General features: G+C 38.4%; 20 protein-coding genes. 2 read left to right on the top strand and 18 right to left on the bottom strand.

Features of this window, described 5'->3' with window-relative positions; all coding sequences use genetic code 11:
• Positions 1-26 precede the first annotated feature (26 nt).
• The 5 genes from H5117_RS05415 to H5117_RS05395 form a co-directional block, all read right to left on the bottom strand.
• Positions 27-488: a hypothetical protein gene (locus H5117_RS05415; RefSeq protein ID WP_004334802.1), complete on the bottom strand. Its 462-nt coding sequence runs from the start codon at positions 486-488 to the stop codon at positions 27-29.
• A 439-nt stretch (positions 489-927) separates the two neighbouring features.
• Positions 928-1,446: a DUF4240 domain-containing protein gene (locus H5117_RS05410; protein WP_007377587.1), complete on the bottom strand. Its 519-nt coding sequence runs from the start codon at positions 1,444-1,446 to the stop codon at positions 928-930.
• Complete coding sequence (locus tag H5117_RS05405) at positions 1,446-1,637, bottom strand: YwbE family protein (protein WP_004334795.1); 192 nt, start codon at positions 1,635-1,637, stop codon at positions 1,446-1,448. The genes H5117_RS05410 and H5117_RS05405 overlap by 1 nt, the downstream gene beginning before the upstream one ends.
• 68 nt (positions 1,638-1,705) lie before the next feature.
• Positions 1,706-1,987 (bottom strand): hypothetical protein, encoded by a 282-nt coding sequence (locus H5117_RS05400; RefSeq protein ID WP_182736487.1) that lies wholly within the window; start codon positions 1,985-1,987, stop codon positions 1,706-1,708.
• A gap of 14 nt (positions 1,988-2,001) precedes the next feature.
• On the bottom strand, positions 2,002-2,214 hold the full coding sequence (locus H5117_RS05395; protein ID WP_007583226.1) for a hypothetical protein: 213 nt from the start codon (positions 2,212-2,214) through the stop codon (positions 2,002-2,004).
• Positions 2,215-2,314: 100 nt separating this feature from the next.
• Here H5117_RS05395 and H5117_RS05390 point away from each other — a divergent pair, with 100 nt between their 5' ends.
• The gene (locus H5117_RS05390) at positions 2,315-3,124 is read left to right on the top strand and encodes an ion transporter (RefSeq protein WP_007583228.1); all 810 of its coding nucleotides are present in this window, start codon (positions 2,315-2,317) and stop codon (positions 3,122-3,124) included.
• Positions 3,125-3,212: 88 nt separating this feature from the next.
• Here the strand turns inward: H5117_RS05390 and H5117_RS05385 are convergent, their stop codons facing one another.
• On the bottom strand, positions 3,213-4,337 hold the full coding sequence (locus tag H5117_RS05385) for a DUF748 domain-containing protein (RefSeq protein ID WP_182736485.1): 1,125 nt from the start codon (positions 4,335-4,337) through the stop codon (positions 3,213-3,215).
• Between the two features lie 477 nt (positions 4,338-4,814).
• Here H5117_RS05385 and H5117_RS05380 point away from each other — a divergent pair, with 477 nt between their 5' ends.
• The gene (locus tag H5117_RS05380; protein ID WP_182736483.1) at positions 4,815-5,975 is read left to right on the top strand and encodes a GGDEF domain-containing protein; all 1,161 of its coding nucleotides are present in this window, start codon (positions 4,815-4,817) and stop codon (positions 5,973-5,975) included.
• A 151-nt stretch (positions 5,976-6,126) separates the two neighbouring features.
• On the opposite strand, the gene H5117_RS05375 is transcribed toward H5117_RS05380, so the two are convergent.
• From H5117_RS05375 to H5117_RS05320, 12 genes are all read right to left on the bottom strand, one after another.
• Positions 6,127-8,016, bottom strand: coding sequence for a bifunctional diguanylate cyclase/phosphodiesterase (locus tag H5117_RS05375; RefSeq protein ID WP_220491762.1), 1,890 nt, complete (start codon positions 8,014-8,016; stop codon positions 6,127-6,129).
• A 339-nt stretch (positions 8,017-8,355) separates the two neighbouring features.
• On the bottom strand, positions 8,356-9,495 hold the full coding sequence (asd, locus tag H5117_RS05370; RefSeq protein WP_182733035.1) for an aspartate-semialdehyde dehydrogenase: 1,140 nt from the start codon (positions 9,493-9,495) through the stop codon (positions 8,356-8,358).
• 203 nt (positions 9,496-9,698) lie between these two features.
• Positions 9,699-12,395, bottom strand: coding sequence for a TonB-dependent receptor domain-containing protein (locus tag H5117_RS05365; RefSeq protein ID WP_182736471.1), 2,697 nt, complete (start codon positions 12,393-12,395; stop codon positions 9,699-9,701).
• A gap of 64 nt (positions 12,396-12,459) precedes the next feature.
• The gene (locus H5117_RS05360; RefSeq protein WP_182736461.1) at positions 12,460-16,548 is read right to left on the bottom strand and encodes a hypothetical protein; all 4,089 of its coding nucleotides are present in this window, start codon (positions 16,546-16,548) and stop codon (positions 12,460-12,462) included.
• A gap of 296 nt (positions 16,549-16,844) precedes the next feature.
• Entirely contained in the window at positions 16,845-18,173 is a 1,329-nt protein-coding gene (locus H5117_RS05355) for a lipopolysaccharide assembly protein LapB (protein WP_165723864.1), read from the bottom strand.
• 44 nt (positions 18,174-18,217) lie between these two features.
• Entirely contained in the window at positions 18,218-18,823 is a 606-nt protein-coding gene (locus H5117_RS05350; protein WP_024597386.1) for an energy transducer TonB, read from the bottom strand.
• A gap of 12 nt (positions 18,824-18,835) precedes the next feature.
• A complete protein-coding gene (locus tag H5117_RS05345) occupies positions 18,836-19,249 on the bottom strand; it encodes a biopolymer transporter ExbD (protein ID WP_004334764.1) in 414 nt (137 codons plus the stop codon).
• A 53-nt stretch (positions 19,250-19,302) separates the two neighbouring features.
• Positions 19,303-19,830, bottom strand: a complete 528-nt coding sequence (locus tag H5117_RS05340; RefSeq protein WP_182736457.1) for a MotA/TolQ/ExbB proton channel family protein — start codon at positions 19,828-19,830, stop codon at positions 19,303-19,305.
• Positions 19,831-19,833: 3 nt separating this feature from the next.
• The gene (locus H5117_RS05335) at positions 19,834-21,201 is read right to left on the bottom strand and encodes a MotA/TolQ/ExbB proton channel family protein (protein WP_182736454.1); all 1,368 of its coding nucleotides are present in this window, start codon (positions 21,199-21,201) and stop codon (positions 19,834-19,836) included.
• 10 nt (positions 21,202-21,211) lie between these two features.
• On the bottom strand, positions 21,212-21,964 hold the full coding sequence (locus H5117_RS05330) for a DUF3450 domain-containing protein (protein ID WP_004334751.1): 753 nt from the start codon (positions 21,962-21,964) through the stop codon (positions 21,212-21,214).
• Between the two features lie 251 nt (positions 21,965-22,215).
• Positions 22,216-22,830, bottom strand: a complete 615-nt coding sequence (locus H5117_RS05325; RefSeq protein WP_024594646.1) for a DsbA family protein — start codon at positions 22,828-22,830, stop codon at positions 22,216-22,218.
• A gap of 13 nt (positions 22,831-22,843) precedes the next feature.
• On the bottom strand, positions 22,844-23,926 hold the full coding sequence (locus tag H5117_RS05320; protein ID WP_182736450.1) for a GGDEF domain-containing protein: 1,083 nt from the start codon (positions 23,924-23,926) through the stop codon (positions 22,844-22,846).
• Between the last annotated feature and the right edge of the window lie 4 nt (positions 23,927-23,930).

Below are 23,930 nucleotides of genomic sequence, written 5' to 3'. Positions count from 1 at the left end.
TTGCTACTTACTACTTACTAGATGCTTTATTTACTCTCATCTGCTTTTTTAAATGTGCACTCTACATTGGGTTCGCTCAATGTGTATTTGAGTGTGTTATCAGCTAAAAATTTGATACTTTGACTGATTGTTTTTTCGTTTGCTGGGCTTTCACAACGGCTCATTCTTAAGCCGTTTTCAAGGCCATCACTTTTATATTTAAGAGTGCTGGTTATAAAGCAAAAGTTTGGTTTTTTAATGGTTCGGGTACCATTGTGGAGCGATCCAAATACAATTTGCTCACCAAGTTTAAAACCAGCACTTAAATCACTTTCATCTGTCAAACTCAAATTGCTGTTAACGCATAACCCTGAGTTGCTCGACACAACTTCGTAGGCTCCCAATTTTGACTTTAAAAGCGGTATAAATCGTGTTTTATTACTCGGCTCAGAAAAAGCATTTGCACTTGTAAAAGCGACAGTTAATAAAGCGAGTGTTAAATATTTCATTTCGTGGGTGTATCCTCGTGAGTCAGCGTGTTAAATAATAGCAAAATGCCTAATCACTTAGCTTTTATAACTTTTAACAACTATAACAGAGATTTACTATAAAAGGAGAGAAGTCGTATTCAGGAACTAAGACACGAGCAGCTAAGGGAGCTTTGCTCGACTATTACTGATTCTTACATGTGTGTAAGCCAGTAAGATAACGCAAGAGCAATTACCGATCCCATTAGGTTACAAACCTCGTGCCACAAATAAATCCCTTAGATTGAACACATTTAAATCCACAAAGATTCATCCTAGATACTGCATTACAAACCATTTTGCTGTTAAGTACTTTAGTTAATACGTACTTAAACAACAAAACGATTTATATCAATGCGCTTACTTGTAGGGAAATTGAACTCATAAAATTGTTTGAATAGCGCTCAAATCACTGTTTATTTTATTGCCAGTACTTTGCAAATAATAAAGGGTAGCTTTGCTTTAAAAACTTAGGTTTGTCTTTAAAACGTTTGCCTTTGGGTTCATCGCTGCCTGATGGAATAAACGGTAATTCATCTTCGCTGCGTTCTTCAAATAATAAACCGGCTATTAAATCATACTCATCAATATACGGGTAAGGCTGCTCATTTAAGTAATAAACAGGTGTACACTGCGCTATAGAATCAGCATTTTCTAAGGCGTTTTCGAATACTGTTTTACCGCGCGAAATTAACCAACATCTAAATTCGCTAAAGCCGTAATCGTCGTTACATCCAGCCATCACAAAAGCGGCACCAAATAAATCCCAGGTAAAACACTTGCGCATATGTATGCCAAAGTGCTTATCAAAATCAATAAGGTGTTGATCGCTTAAATCATTAAGTTTAGTTTTTAGGTTATCGCTCACACTTTGCGGATCGAGCCCTAAATCAGGCGTTGTTACTAATTCCCAAAAAGCCTGTTCTGTTAACGCTGCCATTATAAAATCTCTTTTACTCGGCCAACTTGACCATCTTCTAAACGTACTTTAATGCCGTGTGGGTGATTTGGTGATTTTGTTAAAAGGCGCTCAACCACACCTTCTGTTAATGTGCCGCTGCGTTGATCTTCTTTTAATACAATATTTACTGTGGTACCTGGTGAAATTTGCGAACGCGAAGGAACAGCCATAATTTAAACCCTAAAAATAATTTATCTAATTATAACGTCCATGTGATGTCATACCAACTAAACCGCTGTTAATTGGCTAAAAATGAGATGTGTGCTGGTTTTGCGTTCAACTTAATACTAGTAAGCTCTTTGAGTATTATATTTGTTAATTCGTTAAGTTGCGGTTTTGCACTTTCAAGGGCTATATCATCATTAAAATAGCATTGTACTTTTAACGTATTGGCCTCATTATTTAAATCAATGGTATGCGTTAGATAATCAAAACCAATTACGCTTTCTTTTATTGCTTCGCATGCATTAGTAAGTGCTAGTCTAATGTGCTTATCGCGCTGCTTTTGAGTTTTAGTCATAATATAAAGGTTACTTATTTAGTTTCTGCTTGTTGCTGTTTTTTAAACTCTTCGTAGTTAGAATCTTGTTTATCTAAGCATTCGTAATATTCTTTGTCAGCTTTATAGTTACACTCATCAAGGCGCGCCGATTGAACTTCATGAAAACGCGCATCAGAGCTACAACCTGCTAAAACACATAATCCAACAATAAGTAATGCGCTACTTTTTAGTTTATTGATAAACATTAAATTTCCTTACACTTTCTATATCGAAAAAGCGTTAAATTATTACAGTATTATTGTATATTAGCGCCATAAAATCTTAATCTCCAAAGGATCTATTTCTATGATGTCGCAGTTACAAAAGTTGTTTCAGCGTATAGACAAAAGCAAGATATTTCAATCATTTGTTATAGCTGTAATTATTGTTTCTGCCCTGACAGTAGGTGCGCACACTTACTCACTACATCCTACCGTAGAGCTTGCTCTAAATTGGATGGACGTTGGCATTACCGCATTCTTTTTAATTGAACTAGTAATCCGCTTTATTGCAAGTAAAGGCATAAAACATTTTTTTTCTAAAGGATGGAACATATTCGACACCATCATAGTATTGGGCAGTTTATATCCTGCTGCTGGCTCTACTATGTTAATTGCTCGATTACTTCGCATATTTAGAGTACTGCGATTAGTATCGATGATCCCAGAGCTGCGCTTATTAGTTAATTCATTGCTTAAAGCCATTCCACAAATGGGTTATATAGCCCTATTAATGTTTGTTATTTTTTATATATACGCTGCAATGGGCAGCATGATGTTTGCTGAAATAAACCCCGTACTTTGGCAAGATGTTTCAATCTCCATGCTTACTCTGTTTAGGGTGGCAACATTTGAAGATTGGACCGACATAATGTATGAAACAATGGCGGTGTACGAACTAAGCTGGATTTATTACCTTACGTTTATATTTTTAACCGCATTTGTATTTTTAAATATGATGGTAGGTGCCATTTTAGAAGTAATGAGTGAAGAGCACCGCAAAGCGCGAGAAGAGCTCGCAGACGACAGCTCATTACCTGCAACGCAAGGGCAAGTAAACGAACTACAATCCCAAATTGCTGAGCTTAAAGAGCTATTGAGTAACCGCAAAAACTAATCTGAGAAAAGTACTAAAGCACCCACTTAAAGTTTAAAAAGTGGGTGCAGCTTAAGTATTTAACTAAAACGAACATTACCAAAGAGCTTTAATTCTCCTCGTTATCAGATTTTTCATCCGTATCTTCAAAAGAAATAACGTTATCTACTTTCATTTTAAACGCATCAAAAAATGCGTTTTCTAATACCGAAATCACAGCTTGAAAAGTCGAAACATCCGTATTATCTAATTGCCCCTCTATAGGGATACGTGCAGCAACAAGTTTAGACTCATCGTTTTCGAGTATAGAGCCCAGTAAATCAACACTGCCTTCAAATATGGCCGTAAATATTCCATCGTCATCTTTTTCTATATCTTCGCGCCACGAGAACACACTCAAGTTTTGAACGCCCGCTTTTACATAACCATTTAAGTTATTATCTTTAGCCACCAATTCCATAGCGCCATCAATGCCACCCGCTTCAATATCAAAAGGCGTGTATACCTTAAATACAGTATCGAGGTTTTTAACAGAGAAACGCTGTACCTCTGCGTTAAAATCAAAATTGGCTTGTTTGCTAAAGGGATCTAATTTGCCATCAAACTTTAATGCGGCCTCCCCCATTAATGCACCTTGTACGCTTAGAGTAGTCACTAGTGTTTTTGATAGGTTTTGCGCGTTGGTTATATTTTCAATTCGAGCGTTGATATTTGATATAAAAGTGGGTTTTTCACCACTATTCGTTGAGTTAACTAAAGTTAACTTGCCTTGCTCAATTGTTAAGGTATCAATAGAAAACAGTACTAAATTATTGGCGAGACCTACCCAAGTAGTTTCGTCTTTTACTTGTTTATTTTGCTCAGAAGCATTGGGGTCTTTATCATAAATAACTATTTTAGGGCGCGTAAACGCCATGTTTGTTACTAAATTCCCTTTTAAAAGGGCTGACCACGCAAGTGAAAAATCGAGAGTTTGAATACTCAGCAAAGGCTTAGGAGCTGAAGTTGCATCAACAGCATAAATTTCAACGTCGTCAATTGCGTAGGCACCGCGATATAAAAACAAATCTACGTCACCAACATGCCCAGTAACACCTTGTGTGTGTTTTAGCTGATAATTTACGTAGTGCTGAACTACATAAGGCGCGGCTATTCGCGTTAGTATAAGTAACACAACCAGCGCTATTACACCTTTAAGGTATTTGTCGTGAAATATTTTGGATGAAAAATGCATTGTAATTTCCTTTACTAAAAACGGGGGCCTTTTGACCTTTCAGGGTTAAATTTTTCTATATAAAGGGCTGCGTATGTTTAATATTTATTTTTATAAAGCACTTATGAAGATAGCCACACAACATAAACTCTGCTTTACCTAAAACCTAAACGTACAGCTACAAATTTAACCTAGAAGAATAAATAAGCCCTAGCTGAATTCTTTAATTAAGCAAATAAATAAACGTGTAAAAATTACTAATAATTGTAATTTAAATACCTGTTAGGAATAAAATTATAAACAAAGCAAAGCTATATAAGCTTAAAGCTCTAAACAACAGTTATTACAGCAAGGGATATACCACTATTCAAATACACAACTTAAGAAATGATTGCATACATATCTATTTACAATTTAGCTAACTAATAACCGGCGTTAGGTCGAATAAACCGCTTTCATCTACTAAAGTAAAATTAACGCAAACAAGAATAAAAATACATGAATCCTATTTTTTATATATTAGTTACCCTCTTTTTCACCAGTATTATTTGGTCTGTCATATTTTTAATGTCGTGGTATACGTTAGGTAAAAAGCAATATGCCATGCTTTGGACAATCGCATTTGCATTCTCTACATGCCAATGGGCAACAATGTTGGCAGAACCATTATTTAACTCAAACACATTATATTGGATGTTAGGAAGTAGCTTCTCTGTAGGTTCAGTACTGCTAGGTACGTGGGGGCATTGCATTAGGGTAAACTCGGGTATAAAAATTCGCTATTTAATTATCTCAGCAATAGTTACTCTTGCTGCTGTCTATTATTTTACAGCTATATATGTGCATGTTGGCTTATTTATGTCCTTGTATGTGTATTATGATGTGATTTTACTTGTACTCAATGCAGTTATTATTTTCAGGCATAAACAAAAATCACTTCCTGCCGAAATAGGCGCTAGTATTACTTATACGCTATGTGGATTACTTTTATTTGTTGCAGCAAGCATAGCGTTACTGCAAGGCAGCCAAGTAAATGAAGAATATATAGCGCTGTATACATTAATTAATTTTATTACTGTCCCTACTGCACATGTAGGCATGGCCGTATTCATAATATTTATGATGGCATCAGATTTAGCTGAAAAAATGAACCATCTTGCAATGAGCGACGAACTTACAGGCTGCTTAAATAGGCGTGGATTCTATAATAAAAGCCAAGAGCAACTAAAAGATAAACTTAATAATTATAACTACGTCAGCTTAATTTATTGGGATATAGATAAATTTAAAAAAATAAACGATGAATTTGGACATGCAGGTGGTGATTTAGTTTTAGTAGAAGCTGCAAAAATAATGCAAAACTGCATAAACCCATGTGATTTATTTGGCCGCATTGGCGGCGAAGAATTTGCTTTATTAATAGCAAGAAACGACGAATCGTCAGCTAAAGATCTTCCCGAAAAACTAAGAAGTGCACTGGCCAGTTACCCAATTCATTTTAACGATAAAGTAATTAATGTAACGGCAAGTTTTGGCGTAATAAATATTAAATGTAATAAAACGACAATTGAGAGTGCAATAAATGAAGCAGATAAAGCACTCTACCATGCCAAGAATGAAGGGCGTAATCAGGTGGCTCATGTGAATACATTAAGTTAATAAAAGTTCATTATTACTAGGGGTATTGACCTTTAGCGACTGATTTTTCAGTAGCAGGATTATGTACAAAGCATGATGAAAACGCTAAGCAAAACGCACGGCACTGTTGGATCATCCCTACATAAACAAACTTTGTGAAAAAGTCAGCGCTCTAACTAATAAGTTTAAGCGCGTCGGCAAATCTAACTGGTTTACTGAATATGAAACCTTGATACTTATCAATTTGTAAGCTTTGTAATAACGTTAACTGAGCTGGGCTTTCTACGCCCTCCGCTATTACTTGGCAACCTATCATATGCGACATGTTAGTTACCGCAGATACAATACTTTTATCTTTTGAGCATTCACAAATGTTATCAATATAAGATTTATCTATTTTAATGTAATCAACTGACAGCTCTTTTAAAACCGATATAGAAGAAAACCCGGTACCAAAATCATCAATAGAGATACGTACACCGGTATTTTTTATGGCCGTAATCACTTTTGACAAATACGGTAAATTTTTAATCATGACTGTTTCTGTTATTTCTAAATGCACATTGTATGGTTTAACTGCGTATCTATTTAAAAGCGCAACTAAAAAATCTAAAAAATTATGGTTTTCTAGTTGCAAGACAGACACATTAATCGACAATCCAATCTTACTATTCACCGCATTTAACTTACTTAAACTCGCAATGGCTTGCTCTAGTACAAACTCACCTAATATATTAATTTTTCCATATCGCTCTGCAATATCTATAAATTCTGAAGGGGGGATAAATTCATCATTAAATTGCCAACGAAGTAATACTTCAAACGTGGTTATTTCATTTGTGCTTATATCAACAATGGGTTGATAACAAAGATGAAAGTCACCTTTTTCTAAGCACTCTTTAATTGAGCTACGAAGTACTTCTTCTCTTTTAAGCGATTCATGCATTCGCTCGTCAAATACCGATATTTCATTACGGCTTTTCTTACCTTCATACATAGCTACATCAGCGTATTTAATCGCCTCTGCAAGATTAAAATTTTCGCGCGTAAAATACAGCCCAACCTTAAAAGAGGGATTTACTTGATAGCTGTCCATGCTTACTGTTTTCGTTAAGGTTTTAACTAATCTAAAAACACAGTCAAAAAGTTCGTCTTCGGTGTTAGTGCGAGAATAAAAAATAAACTCATCACCTCCCCATCGACAAGCAATAAAATCGCCTTGGGTTTGTGTTTCAACTAATCGTTTACCTGTTTGAGCCAGCACAAAATCACCAAAATCGTGACCGTATTTATCGTTGATGATTTTAAAGTCATCCATATCTAAAAATAAAACAGCTTTAATATCATCATTTTGATTGGCTAAATCAAGTTCAACATTAGAAACAAAGCTCCCCCTGTTAAACAATTTAGTTAGGTTGTCTTTTTGCTCTAAAGAAATTATTTGTTCGGTACGAAGTTGCACTTCGTTTTCTAAGTTTTCAATAAATTGATCTAACTTAAGTTCGTTATTAATTGATGATTTTACATCTTTTGCACTACGTGAAGCCGTTATAAAACACAAAATAAACCATAAAACGAGCCCTAAAACACCTAGTACATTCTCATCTTCAATAGGCTGTAAAAGTAATAAAATACTAAAAGGAACCAATAAGCAGGTTATATACGACAAGGAGGAACGAATATCTGAAGCTAAAACATTAACGCCTCCACCAGCAAGGGAGCTAAAAACAACCAATGATACAAATTTTTCCTGCATTTGCATGTTTTCATAAAACAAAATAGGAAAAGCAGCCCATGTTAAAGCCGTTAATAATAAACCTATAAAATACAGATGATATTTAAAAGCATGGGTGTTGTTAACAAATACATGGCTTGCTATTCGAAGTAATGAAATAAATGATAACGTAAAAAGCCAATAAAGTTTTTCTTGCGAGGCGCTGTGGTTAATACTGCTAAAAATAAGAAAACAAGAAACAACCGTGTTTATAGCAATTGCAGAACTAAAATAGGAGCTAACAAATGCTAATCGCTTATTGGCAAAGTTATTTGTGTGAGAGGTCATTAATGTTACTTGAATAGGCTGTTGCACAATGTAAACAGTTTACTTATGTTCAATAATAAACAAAAGTGAACATTCATAAAAAAGTATTGTTTTAGCCTCTTAAGCGGTTTTATAAGCCATTAAACTAAAAAGGGCTGGCAAATTGCCAACCCCTTTTGTTAATACTGATTATATATTATACCAATTCGCTTAATTAAGTGATCTATTTTGAGGGAAGAAAATCGTGTCGATAACAAGGCAAAAATTTCGTTATTTAGTTGTTCTATATCAGAAATATTTAACGTAGTTAACGTCAGATTTAACCCCCTCAAATTGATTAAGTATTATTGCGAATTGGTATTACTCACCATCAACAATTATGCGTAGCATACGACGAAGTGGCTCTGCCGCGCCCCATAAAAGCTGATCGCCAACTGTAAATGCGCTAATGTATTTTGGTCCCATAGCTAATTTACGAATACGCCCAACAGGAATGCTTAAAGTGCCCGTTACTTTAACCGGTGTTAAGTCTGTGGCACTAATTTCACGCTCGTTTGGAATTACCTTAACCCACTCATTATGAGACGCTAAAATTTCTTCAATTTTTTCTACGCTAATATCTTCACGTAATTTAATGGTCATCGCTTGTGAATGACAACGCATAGCGCCAATACGAACACATAAACCATCAATTGGCACTGGTTGCTTAGAAGAGCCTAAAATTTTATTGGCTTCTACTTGCGCTTTCCATTCTTCTTTAGACTGACCGCTTGGCATAGGTACGTCAATCCACGGGATTAAACTGCCCGCTAGTGGCACACCAAATTGGTCTTGTGGTAAGTCATTTGACGCCATTGTTTCACTGACTATTTTATCAATTTCTAAAATAGCAGAACTTGGGTTATCTAATTGCTCAGCAACACTTGCATGAATAGCGCCCATTTGTGCAATAAGCTCTTTCATATTTCGTGCACCAGCACCAGAGGCTGCTTGGTAAGTCATTGGGCTTACCCATTCAATTAGGTCTTGCTCAAACAAACCACCTAGTGCAAGTAGCATTAGCGATACTGTACAGTTACCGCCAACAAACGTTTTAACGCCTTGCTCTAAGCCTTGTTCAATAACATCTTTGTTTACGGGATCTAGCACTATTATGCTGTCCTCACTCATACGCAGTGCTGAAGCTGCATCAATCCAGTAACCATCCCAACCCGACTCGCGTAATTTTGGATATACCGCATTGGTGTAGTCACCGCCTTGGCAAGTAACAATAATATCCATTTTAGCAAGTTCGCTAATGTCACTTGCATCTAGCAATGGTTTTGCGTCGCCTGCTATATTAGGGCCTAGTTGACCCGCTTGTGAGGTGGTGAAAAAGGTGGTGTCGATATGGGCAAAATCACTTTGCTGCTGCATACGTTCTAATAACACAGAGCCAACCATGCCACGCCAACCGACTAATCCTACTTTTTTCATTGTTTGTTCCACTGTTTGATTCATAAAAGATGCCTTAATACATTAAAAATTAAATTCATTGCGTGAGATTTAATTTTCATTAACGTCAAAATAACACCACCAGCGCGCTAAAACTAGTGAATAAAGTAGAACTTAAATATTTTTCATAGTCATAAAAAAGCCCTGTATTAAATACAGGGCTAATAGGTAATTAGGTTTTATTATATCCCCCTTCCTTGGGTAGAAAATTAAAACTCGTAGCTAAAGCTTAAACTAAACTCAGTGCCTTCTTCTTGACGCCAAAGTGTTAAGTTTTCTTGTTCAATTTCTTTTTCTTGGCCAAGTATATTTTTAACTTTAAAATTAACTTTAGTATTAAAGTTAGGGAAGTAAGAATAAACTAAATCAAGAGAATGAAATGACTTTTCTTCTGCGTCTTCGTTACCACGCGTACCTGGTACGATTATGCGCGGCCCAAACACGTTATAAACAACTGAGGTAGAATGAAAACCATCAGCAGAGTCATAACCCATTTGTAAGTTTGCTACCCATTCAGAATGACCAACTAAACGACGTTTATTATTAGTAACAATGTTAGAAACAGAGTCAGCTTCCAACGCCTCTTTTAGTTGTTGTTCAAATAATGAATCAACCCCATCAGCATCGTTTATGCCAAGCTCAACACTTGAATCCGATAGAGTAACGTTACCTGATAAAAATATGGCAGATAAATCATTATGAATAAAACTAAAGTCAGTTAAAAAGTCTACCTCAATACCTGTTAGTTCACCCGACTGCGCATTTGCTGTTAGTAATTGCGGAGCAGCTCCACCAACACCCGCTAACTCAACCATTTCAATTGGGTTTTCAATATCTTTATAAAACAAAGCAACTGATAGATTGTTTCCTGAAGGCATGTACCACTCAAACCTAAAGTCAGCATTTTTTAGCTTAGAGCTTTGAAGTGTAGGCGAGCCTCGCACTAAAAACTCTGTTAGTGGGTCAACATAATAAGTTGAGCTTACATCACGCATATCTGGGCGAATCGTCGTTTCACTTAAGTTTAAGCGAAACTGCATTTCTTCATCCATAATATAAGTAATTGCTAAAGAAGGAAAAAAGTTATCTTCTTTTATTGCAACTTCGCTCACTTCTTCAATTGTTCCATCAAAGAAATTAGTATGAGCCTGAAAAGGCACTGATATTTGAGAAAAGTTTTCCCAACGAATACCACCGGTTATACGCCATGTGTTTTCGTAGAAAAAGTCGGCCATAAAATAATAAGCGTCTAACTTATGTGCAGCGCTGTACTTATCACCATCTGCGGTACCATCATCAAAAATACCAGAGCCTGTAATACTTGTATAAAACTCACTATTAGCTAAATTTTCGTCAGAAAAAATTTGGTCTATGTTTGAGCCAAATGTATATTCATCTGTTATACCACGGTGCGTAATACCAAATTGAATATTACTTGCATCACGTTTTTTTTCAGAAAAATCGCCACCCACCTTAAGCTCTAACTCATAGCCATCACCATAAAACGGGATGCCCATATTCCAACCATACGTATCTACGTCATCATGCAAAGTTTGATAATCACGCGTTACGTTAGTAGCAGCAACATCTTGTAACTGCTCTGATTCAAATACACCATCATTTAAGTTAGTTTGAAAAACAACATCTAACGCACCTGGAGCATCCCTGTTGGCGCGGCTTGTACCTGCATACCAATCAAAAAATAAATTTTCTAATTCAGGAAAATTATGCGTCCCTTTGAGCTGCGTAGAGAACATTTCACGCTCTTCATACATAACGTCAACACGGCGTAACTCAGTAACACCTTCTTCAGACTCGTTAGCATCGAAAAAGTCACGATTACGCACTCTGTCACTCATATCATGAAGCGCTATATTCGTTAGTTCAAATTTATGGTTATTATTAAATTCATAACCTAAATTTAATGTGCCACTCCAACGAACGGTTTGTTCAGTAGATATGCCATCATAAGTTTGTGCAAAACATTTATCTTCGCAGCCCAAACTACCTAAATTTGTACCGCTTTGCTCTTTAACTACTTCCCATTCATTGTCATAGGAAACAGCTGCAAGCACGCCAAAAGTACCTACTTCAGACTCAAACCTATCACCTAGTGCTACTGAAAAATTCATGCCTGGATCAACGTCTTTCTCAGTAGGTCCAACTTGCCAATCTAGAGATTGTAGGAGCGCTTGACGCTGCTCAAGCGTAGTACTGCTGTCACCTTCAAGTCCTGCATCACTTTTAAGCGCTGTAGAAATTAATGAAGGTAAAGCACGTGTACCATCATCGCGCCCCATCCAATCATCATCACCACCACTGTAAAAATAACCGGTGTCACTGTTAGAGGTGTTATATGAAGTACCTAACTGTATTTTAAACAAAAAATCAGAAGGAATAGATTTGGTGCGTATATTTACATTACCACCACCAAAGTGCGCTGGCATATCAGGAGAAAACGATTTCTGCACACTTAAACTTTCAATAATATCCGATGGAAATAAATCCAGTGGAACAACTGATCGAGTGGGATCTGGGCTTGGAACATACATGCTATTAAGTTGGGTACTTGAATAACGCTCACCCAAACCACGAACATAAATATATTTACCATCGACTAAGGTTAAACCAGTCACACGACGAAGCGCTGAAGCTGCATCGCCATCACCTGTGCGTGATATTTGATCAGCACCCATAATATCAGCAACAAATGCCTGATTTTGACGCTCTTGTAGTACTGCGCCTGCACTACCTTTTAGTCGCTGGCCAACAGCAACTACTTCTTCTATTTCTTGCTCTTCGGCTTCGGCTGCTATAGCTGTGTTTACTGATAGCCCCATAATTGCAGCCATAACTGCGCAATTTAGTTTACATAGAACAAGAGAAGAGGGTTTAAAAGATTTCATTTTTATACTCCGAAACAAAACAAGACATTAGCCGAGCTTTCGCTCGGCTATAATGTGGTTTGGATTAAAGACCTACCTTAACCCAACCTGCTGTCCAGTCTGTTTGTGCATCCATTGCACCAATGTAATCTACTGAATCAAAGTAACTATCTAGGCTTGAAGAATCAAAACCATTACCTAACAGTAATGACTCAGCCGAAGGCATATATCCGTTATCTGCTAAACCAAGGTCTGTGGCTGCTTGCACAGAGTTACCTGTTTGGCCTAAGAACCAAGACTCAACATTACCAGTACCAATTGCTTGCGTACCAAAGTTATTTGCCGTTTCACATGCAACAACTGAGTGAGTAACAGTTAATGTACCATCCTCTGCGCGAGGAGCTGAATCTGAACCTACACGTAAACAATTTGAATAATCTGCCCCACCTGTCACAACCACGTTTTTAAGCATACCCGCAGTGCCTGCACGTAGACGTATACCGTTAACCCCTACATTACCAATAATAGTAACATTAGAAATTGTAGGCATTGTGAGTGGTGTTGCACTTGAATCAAACTCAGAGTTATCCGCCTCAATTGCATTATCACCTGTTGATTCGGCTTGCTTGATAAGTACGTATTGCGCTTTACCCGTCCAACCAAATGACCAATCTAGTGAGTCATCACCAATATTAGTTAAAACAAGGTGACTGATGTTTGCAGTACCACCGAAAAATTCAACACCATCGTCCAGGTTTTCATGAACGTGAATGTAATCAAGCTCTGTTTGACTACCAACACCAGCAAGCGTAATGCCGTTTAACTCATCTCCGTTACCTAGCGTTTTACCTGCTTGTTTAACTGCCACGTATTTTAAAGTACCTGAGTTATCTTCTGGGTCATTACCACCAAATTGACCAGCATCACCTTCAGCAGACACACCACAGTTTGCAAGCTCATCAGCGGTAGCTTCGCCTTCTTGATCGCCACACGAGTTAGCCGGTGCATTACCTAAAAGCACTAAACCGCCCCATTGACCAATAGTCGTTTCGCCACCAGTAACATCTTCAATAGACGTCATAGTAATTGGCTGAGTTGCACTGCCAACGGCCTCTATTTTAGAACCACGGCGAACAACTAAAAAGTCATCACCCGACTCGCCAATAAGCGTAGTACCAAATTGAACATATAAAGTCGTTTCATCAGCGCGGTCATTACCTACGGCTGTACGGCCTTTTAGAATCCAATGTGCATCGTTAGTTAATGTTACGTCTGAAGTGAATACAACATCAGAAGTTAACTGATAAACTGGCTTGTCTGTGATTTCAGGAAAGCTTGCTGATACATCAGTAGCAAAACCCTGCTCTAAGGCATTTTGAATATCATCAGGAAAACTTGGTGTTATAGCGACTGTCCAACCATCCATCCAGTTATTATCGCCATCAAACGCACCAATATAATCTGTTTTAGTAAAGAACGAATCAAGGTCTGACGAATCAACACCCGAACCTAATAATGGTGAGCTAGATTTAGGTGTAAAGCCATCGGTTGCTAAACTAAGGCCAGCAGCTGTCAGCGTTTGGTTACCTGTTTGGCCTTCAAACCAAGATTGAACGTTACCACCACCAATTGCTTCACTACCAAAGTTATTATCTTCACTACATGCCACTACTGAGTTTTCAATAGAAAGCTCACCAGATTCTGCATTTGCTACAGAGTCAGAACCCACACGTAAACAGTTTGAGTAACCTTCAGGCCCTGTAATTACTACATTACGTAGAACGCCCGCTGTACCTGCACGTAAACGAACACCGTTAGTACCATCAGCACCTACAATTGTTACGTTAGAAATTAGTGGCTTTGTTAAAGGTGTAGCATTTGAATCAAATTCTGAGTTGTCCGCTTCAATAGCGTTATCACCACCAACAGCACTTTGTTGAATATAAATATTTTGCGCACGACCTGTCCAACCAAACGACCAATCAAAGGCATCATCACCAATATCAGTAAGTACTATGTTACGAACATTTACAGTACCACCAAAAAACTCAACGCCATCATCAAGATTTTGATGAACTTGGATATATTCTACTTTTGTTGCAGAGCCTACACCCGCAAACGAAATACCATTAAGCTCATCGCCGTTACCAAGAGTTTTACCTGCGTGCTTTACGACAATATAACGAAGGACACCTGAGTTATCATCGCTAATATCGCCACCAAACTGACCAGCGTCACCTTCAGCTGATACACCACAGTTAGCAAGTTCTTCAGCAGTCGTTTCGCCAGTTTGATCGCCACACGAGTTAGCAGGAGCATTACCTAAAAGTACTAAACCGCCCCATTGACCAATTGTTGTTTCAGCGCCTGTTACATCTTCAATAGATGTCATTGTAATAGGTGCAGTTGCATTACCATTTGCGTTAATTTGCGAACCACGACGAACAACTAAAAAGTCATCACCTGATTCACCAATTAATGTCGTGCCTGCTTGAACATAAAGTGTTGTAACGTCTGCACGGTCATTACCTACTGCGGTACGGCCATTTAAAATCCAATGTGCGTCATTTGTAAGTGTTACATCCGCTGTAAACGTTGTATCTTCAGCTAAGCGATATACTGGCTTATCTGTAATTTCCGGAAATTCGCTAGAAACATCTGAGGCTAAACCTTGTGATAGCGCATTATCAATATCAGTAGGGAAGCCACCATTAATACCAACAGTCCAACCTTCCATCCAATTAGTTGAGCCATCAAATGCACCAACTTGCGTATTTGCAATAAGCGGCGAGCCAGCAAGTGGTGTATAACCGTTGTCATCTAGCATTAAATCAGCTGGGGTAAGTGTTTGGTTAGCGTCTTGGCCTTCAAACCAAGATTGTACATCGCCACCGTTAATAACTTCGCTGCCAAAGTTATTCGCTGCAGTTTGACAAGCAACTATAGAGTTTGTAATCGTAAGTGTGCCATCCTCTGCACGAGGTACTGAATCAGAACCTACACGTAAGCAGTTTTCATAAGTAGCTGGGCCCGTTACAAATACATTTTTAAGAACCCCTGCAGTACCCGCACGTAAACGAATGCCGTTATTGCCCTCAGCACCCACAATTGTAACGTTTGAAATAGTAGGTAGTGTTAATGGTGTTGCACTTGAATCAAATTCAGAGTTATCAGCTTCGATAGCGTTATCGCCTACGTTAGCCGCTTGCTGAATATAAACGTTTGTAGCTGAGCCCGTCCAACCAAAAGACCAATCTAGCGAATCGTCACCAATATTTGTAAGTACAACATTGCTTACATTAACTGTGCCACCAAAGAACTCTATACCATCATCAAGATTTTCATGTACTTGAATATAATCAACCGTAGTTGCAGAGCCAACACCGGCAAACGTAATACCATTTAACTCATCACCATTACCTAACGTTTTACCGGCTTGCTTAACAAGTACATACTTTAAAGTACCTGAATTATCATCACTGATATCGCCACCAAACTGACCTGCATCACCTTCAGCCGACACACCACAATTAGCAAGTTCATCAGCTGTTGCTTCACCTTCTTGGTCGCCGCAAGAATTTGCTGGCGCGTTACCTAATAATACTAAACCGCCCCACTGACCAATCGTTGTTTCTTGAGCTGTAACATCTTGAATTGAGGTCATTGTAATGGGCTGACTTACAGTCCCTACCGATTCAATTTGTGAACCGCGACGAACAACTAGGAAGTCATCTCCTGTTTCGCCAATAATCGTTGTACCTTGCTGAATATAAAGCTTGGCGTTATCTGCGCGATCATTACCAACCGCAGTACGGCCATTTAAGATCCAGTGTGCGTCGTTTGTTAACGATACATCAGTAGTGAACACGGTATCTGCAGCTAAGCGATATACGGGCTTATCTGTAATAGATGTAAACTCACTAGAAACATCAGTTGCTAAACCTTGAGTTAGTGCATTATCAATATCAGTAGGAAAGCCAGTGGTAGCATTTTGTGAATCATCACGTGATGACGTTTCACCACTTGTATCGTCACCGCCTTCAATAACGTTAGTTACTGTATCACCTTCATTAATAGTTGTGTTGCCTTCAGATACTACTAAGTCTCCACCACAACCAGCTAAAGATACTGCAGTTGCAATCAAACTTACTTTGAATAAGTCAGATAATTTCATTGTTCACTCCGTTAAAGTATTTAATTATTTTTTAGGTGCTCAAATAAACTCAAGTCACCATAAAACACTTAAATAATGCTTTAAGGTCACTTGAGTTTAGCTGCGGTTACAATACGGGAGACTTATGACAAAGTAGTTACAGTTTAATAACCATAAGATGACAAAAGTAACTTATTTAAAATCAAGCAATTGGATGCTTTTAGAGACGATAAAAACCGCCCTGAGGCGGTTTTAGTGTTGCGATTATGAACTGGTTTTACACGCGTTACTTGTTAATTAGTAAAGCGCTTTAAAATTTACAGTAAAGCTGTTCTAAGTGTTTCTGCATGCACTTTTTCGCGCTTTACATATTTGATCCACTGCTGTGCTAAACGCTGAGATTTTTTATGTTTTTCTGCCTGCTCAAACGCTAAAATTGATGCATCAAAATTTTGCATGTTGTACTGCGCCATACCCAGTGCAACAAATGCATTTGATTCAAAATCAAGACCACCTTTATCAAGTGCTTTACGCGCTGCATCGGCGGCTTCTTCATATTGCTCTGTATTTACAAATACTTCGGCTAAACGTTGATCGTATTTACCGTGCTCAGATAAATCAGCAGCTTTTGCAAAGTAGGTAATAGATTTTTCATCTTCTTTAGCTTGGATCATCGCCTCGGCAACAAAAGCGTAGTTTTTTGCTGTTTTTTCAGCAATATCTTTATCAATGGCATCGCTCATCACTTTTGCAGCTTTAAACGCTAAACCATTGTATAAATACACTTGCGCTAATTGGCGTAAATCAGATTTAGAGGTTAAAAATCCTTGCTGGTAAGCGGCTTCAATTACCGCCAACTGTTGTTTTTCCCTACCTGTTTCACCATACATACCCGATAACTGCACCCAATACTCAGGCTTATTATAAAGCTTTACCATGCGCTCAAGTACTTCAACAACTTTGTCAGCTTGATTAAGTGAGTAATACATTGCACGCTGAAGTACTAACCAGTTTTCCTTAGGAATTTTACCTTCGCTATCACTTAAGGAGATAACTTGGGAGATATACTCAAGCCCTTTTTTATAATCCTTTAACTGATAGTATGTTTGAGCCCTTAACAAGTAGTAGCCTTCTGTTTTAGGCTGAGTGTTAATACTGTCCCAATCATCTAAAAAAGAGATAACTTTAGTGTAATCACTATTAGCCATAGCCAGTTGAGCCAAGCTAAATGTAGTGCTTAAACGAAGTGACTCAGGAATGGCTTCCTCAGCTACCACTTTTTCAAACGAGGCAATCGCTTTTGGTAAGTCGTTTTCGTTGTAATAAATAAACCCGTAAAAGTTATGCATCATTGCCACTTCGTACGAGTTCATGCTTGCAGCTCGCTCTTGAATGCTATCAAGCGCTTCAAGTCCACCTTTAACATCACCATCGTCTGCAAGTTTTTGGGCACGAGCAAGCTGGCTATAAACCTTTTCACGTAGTGCTGGTACACGTTTCGTTTTTTGTTCTTGCTCTGCATATGCCGTAGCTACATGTAGCCCTGGAATTAGGCTTAGAGCACTTGGTGTAACAATACTTGTACTGATCGCAGCGGTACAAAATAGTGTTAACTTTAAAAGTTTAGCTGTAGGTAGTAATTTCATAATCGCCTCGCATTTCTGTCCGTTTACTCGTGGTTAATTACTAATTAACCGCTAATTTGGAAAGATATTTTGTTCTGAACACCCGCAACTTCAACGGCTTCACCGTTTACTACGCGCGGTTTATATTTAAATTTAAGGGCTGCATCCATCGCAGCTCTATCAAAAAGTGACTCAGGCTCTGCTTTTACTACTTGTGGGTCGCGTACAGTGCCTTGTTTAGTTACTGTAAATTCAACAATCACGTAGCCTTCTATGCCACGTGATAACGCACGGCGCGGATAAACTGGGGCCACCTTTACAATCGGTAAGTATTCACCATCACTTGTTTCAAGTGCTAACCCGCCGGCTAAATTTACATCCGCATCTACATTGGCACCAAAGTCAAAGTTGTTAGCATTTGCTGTAGCATCACTATTTTGCATTTGCGGTGATTCCATTGGTGGTGGCGGCTCTTTTGGTGTTGGTGGCTTTTGTGGCTTACGCTCTTTTTTTTGTACGGTTTCTTCTTTTTTCAAGCGAACAAAATCAAGTACGTTACCCTTTACCGGATCCGTCATAGCGCCTTCACCGCCAGTGATCAGTGCCTGCATGCCTAAAAACAACATAAAGGTCACTACACCGGCTATCACTAATGCAACTAAATATCGCAACATAACTAGCCCTTAAGACGCATCTTGTGCGGCAATTGATACATCAAATGCGCCCGCCGCGCGCGAGGCATCCATCACCTTTATTAACATTTCGGTAGTGGCTTTTTTATCCGCTTGAATCACAACGCTACCTTGTGGATTTTCTGCTTTTAAACGCTCGATATTGGCTTGTACTGCGCGTACATCAATTTGACGTTTATTAATCCAAATCTCGCCTGTATCAGAAATAGCCACTAAAATATTAGCACGCTCTTTTTTAACAGCTGTTGCGGCTTCTGGGCGGTTTACATCAATACCGGCTTCTTTAACAAAAGAGGCAGTTACAATAAAGAAAATAAGCATGATAAATACAACGTCTAACATTGGGGTCATGTTTATTTCTTCAGCTTCGTCTTCTTGAAATAGGTTTCCTAACGGGGCTCTCATTTTTATTCTCCTAGGATGAGTGGCTTTATATAAGCCGCTTATCAAAATTTTGCTTAATGGTCTAAAACCATGCTGTCTTGTAGTAGTTCTACTTCGCGCTTAGCTTTTCGTTGTAAGTACGTTGAGGCAAATACCCCAGATAACGCACCTACCATGCCTGCCATTGTCGGGATAGTTGCTTTTGATACCCCTGATGCCATTGAGCGCGCACTACCTGTGCCAGTAATTGCCATTACATCAAACACTTCTATCATGCCCGTCACCGTGCCTAACAAACCAAGTAGCGGGCACAAAGCAACCATCACGTTAATTAAAGAAAGATTGGTGTTTAAGCGCATACCAGCTCGCGATATCATCGCTTCGCGTATTTGCTCTGCATTCCAGCTATCTCGTTCTGTACGGTTAATCCAAGTGGCTTTAAGAGCGTGTTTATAGCTTCTAAAACCATTAAAAAAGTAAATAAATCGCTCGAGTATCAATAACCACATCGCGAAGATTAACACCCCGATGACCAAGAGAACTTGGCCACCGGTGTCGAGAAAATCACGGATAGCATTGATTGAGTCAATCAATAGCACCATGGTTTATGCTCCTTTCTCGCTTCGCTCTGCAATAATACCGGCGCTCTGCTCTTGAATAGTTAACAAGATATTTTTAGCGCGCGTATTAAGTAAGGTGTATAAAAATACCGTTGGTATCGCGACCACTAAGCCCAATACCGTTGTTACTAGCGCTTGAGAAATACCACCCGCCATAAGCTTAGGATCCCCAGTACCAAATAAGGTGATTGCTTGGAATGTATTGATCATGCCGGTTACCGTACCTAATAAACCTAGTAGCGGCGCAACAACAGAGATGATTTTGATAAGTGTTAAATTACGCGTCACTTTTGGCATTTCACGTAAAATAGCTTCACTTAGTTTAAGCTCCAGTGTGTCGTGTGAAACACTTGGAAATTGATCTTTTACTTTCATTACGCGTCCAAGCGGATTGTCATCACGTGCAACTGTATCTTTAAGCTGGCGACGAATTTTACCGCCCATAATCAATAGTGAGAAAAAACGCTCAAGTGATATAAGAAGTGCAATAACACCTACGCCTAAAATCACATAACCCACTGTGCCACCTTGATGAACACGTTCTTGTGTATCAGGCGCTTGTACTAATAAACCAAGAATAGAGCCGCCTGTTGGGTCAAGTGCAAATTGCACCACGCCACTTTTAGTGCTTTGTAGCTCTTCTGCTGTTGCAGTAAAGCGCGATACAGGTTGACGTGTTAATTCACTCAAAGAATTAGTCGAGGAGTTAAACTCTAAATACTTACCGTTTGATATAAGGTTAAATGCGCCCACTCGCACAACTTCTTGCTGTGCTTTAGTACCGCCTTCAACAATAACACTTGCGTTAAAACGACTTACTTTACCTTGCTCGGTCATTTCGCGTTGTAATTCAAACCATACTTTTTCAATATCTTCTATTGAAGCAAGTTTTGAAGTTGAACCCATCTTTTGAGCAAGGTCATCCATAAACATACTGCGCCCAGCAATCTGAGCAGATACTATTGATGTCGCAAACTTATTACTAGAATCCCCTGCAACTTGTTGAAGAACGCCAAACAACTCTTTAAGCGAACCCATGCGTTTAGAAAGCGTGTCTGTTAAGTTAGCAAGTTTTACTTCGTTTTCTTCAAATTGCGTTTCTAGACGTTCAGATTCCACCAGCATTTGATTGCGCTTTGCTTGGGTATTTTTAAGTGTTTGTACTTGCTCGTTTTGGCGAGCAGCAAACTCTTGTTCACGTTGTTTATTTTGCTCGCTTTGAGCTGATTTACCATTTTCGAGTGTTTTAAGTAATGAATCTAAGTTCATTGGCTCTGCCGCTATACTTGCACCAGTAATGCTTAGGCTTGCAGCAAAAAGAGCTATTTTTGTCATTTGAGTAAACAATTTCATTTTCAACCTCTTATTCTGCTGCATGTACTGGCAGAGTTAACATATCTGGGGCAAGTTGTTTACGCGCAATGCGTAAACCTTTATTAATTTGGCTTATTGTAGAGTCTGGTAATGCTTCAAATGATTTTGTATCTGCATTCCAACTACCTGCTTTTTTGCCATCGCGTGTTAAGTAAATAAGCTCTAAACGGCCAATGCGTAAAAAATCAACTTCACGCTCTTTGTCATCCACATTTAAAAGTGCGGTATAAGCTTCAATAGTGCGCCCGTAGTCTACTTCTACTTGATACGCTTCAAGTACACGGCGAAATTTTTCACTTGAGTTAATATCAGCACGATTCATCATTTCTTTTAAAGACGTAACGCGCTTAGTGCGCTCATCAGCTAAAAATGGAATATCTAAAGATACAAACTGCTCAAGACCTTCAATCATTCTAAGCATTAGCGGCGTAATTTGACGTTCAATAATAGAAACCTGATCCATTGACAGGTTTAAAGATTCCATCTCTTCTATTTGATTATTTAATTGTTTAGTTAGCTGGGCGTTGTATACAGCTAAACCATCAATCTCTTTATTGAGGGTTTTAAATTGCTGTAAACGTCCTTGCATTGAATCTGCAATCTTGTCTATTTTTGTTTGTGATTGCGCAGCTGATTTATTAATTTCACTGCTTTTATCAATAACCTTATCTAAATCGTTTGCGTGTACTGCTGCACTTGCGGCCACAATACCAGCTAAGATTAATGGTTTAACGCCTTTCATCGCATACACCTTTACTCGTTAGTTAGCGGATTTGCTAGTTTGTTTTTTTAGGTCATAAACTTTGTTATATAAATAATTTATGACTTAATAATTCAATGAGCAGGAGTTTATAGATGAAACATGACAAGGATGTTGCGCAAAAAAGTCGCTTTTATGACAATGGTAACAATTGAGACTTACAAGGAGGTTTTAACGCGAATAAGGGTACTTGCTGGCCAAATACCCCCTATTAAGAAGATGCAAGAAGGTGGTTAATCCAAAATTGAATTAATTTGATTAAGGGAATAGTGCCAATCGGTATAATTAATTTCTATAGGGTAAGCTTTATTATCTTTAATAAGCACTAGTGAGGGAAAACCTTGAATTGGTAAAGTGCGAACAAAGGATAACTCAGCTTTAAATTCATCATTAAGCTCGCTTGACGCTAGCTGCGCCGAAAACTCATCTTTATTTAAGCCAATTTTTTCAGCCAAACTAATTAATGTACTTTCATCAGACGGGTTTTGTGCGTTTAGGTAATAAGCGTGTTGGATAGCAGCCACCATTTGAGCTTCTTTACCCGCTTTACGCGCTATAAGTGCAGCTCTGCATGCGGGATACGTTGAACGCCTTGGCTGGCAATTGCGCCAAAAGTTATAATTAAATTGCGTACCTAGCTGAGCTGAAATTTTATGCCAAGTGCCCTCAAGCATCTCTTTCATATTTTGTGGCATTGGGTCTTGGCTATCGGGAGCAAGACCACCTACTTTATATTCTATTGCCACTTTACCAGCAAGCTCTGATTTTAGCTTAAGCCAGGTTGGTGAGTAACCCCAACACCAACTACACATTGGGTCATGAACATATATTAACTTACTTTGAGACATATTAATCCTTCAACTAGTTTGAGACGACACTATTACGACCAGCAGCCTTTGCACTATAAAGAGCTTCATCAGCTTGCTTTAATGAATCATCATAATCAGTTACTTTATTTACTTGGGAAATACCAATGCTACAGGTGATTGAAATACGCTGCTTGTCATCAGTAAATATAACATGCCCTGCCACGGCTTCTCGAAATTTGTTCGCAATTACAGAGGCTGCAGAGGCTGTGAGCTGCGGTAAAATAACAACAAATTCCTCACCGCCATAACGGGCCTTTAACGCAGTTGCCAAAAATTGAGACTCAAGAAGTTTGGTAAATTCTATCAATACCGTATCACCAAAATCGTGGCCATGCGTATCGTTTAAAGATTTAAAATTATCTAAATCAATTAACAAAATTGAAAAAGGTAAGTACTGCTCTGGGCGTGTTTGAGCAAGCTTTAAAAAATGAGAGGTAATAAAACGCCTATTTGCTATGCCAGTAAGGGGGTCAGTATAAGCATCTTGTTTTTGCTCTAGCGTAATATCGGCAATAGCCATGTGGCTTTTATGCCTAAAATACTCACCAATAAATGAGAATAAAAACACCATAGAAAAGGACGCTATAAAACGTGTTTTTTCTACGTTGCCATAGCTAACTTGACCAAAGTCAGGGCCGTATAAAATAACAATACAAGAAAACAGTAAGGTACAGCCTAACCAAGCACCTAGTCTAACCCCTAAAGATGCAAACGTTACGACAGGATAAAACATTAGCCAATATAGCGCGGTATTATCTTTACCGCCGGTATAAACAAGTGCAACAAACATCATGCACACAATGCTCATACTTATTAATGCCACAACTTGCAGGTTACCCGTTTTTATAAAGTAGATAGAACAGCATATATTTGTAATGTTAACGATAATTAATGAAGCGGTCAGTAGTGGCGAATAAAGCTTATAATTAAAAAACACTAATACTGCGATCACCACAATTGAAATCCCAATCATGGTAAATAAAGAAAACGCTTTGCGTTGCATGTCTGAGCTATAAACACTGTCGATATTTATTAGACTGAGCCAATTTGGTTTATTCACATTTTTTTTAGTCATTAAT

The organism is Pseudoalteromonas sp. SG45-1 (assembly GCF_014164135.1).
Lineage (GTDB): Bacteria > Pseudomonadota > Gammaproteobacteria > Enterobacterales > Alteromonadaceae > Pseudoalteromonas > Pseudoalteromonas distincta.
The sequence above is the reverse complement of the archived record's forward strand: the minus strand, read 5'-3'. Positions and strand labels throughout refer to the sequence as shown.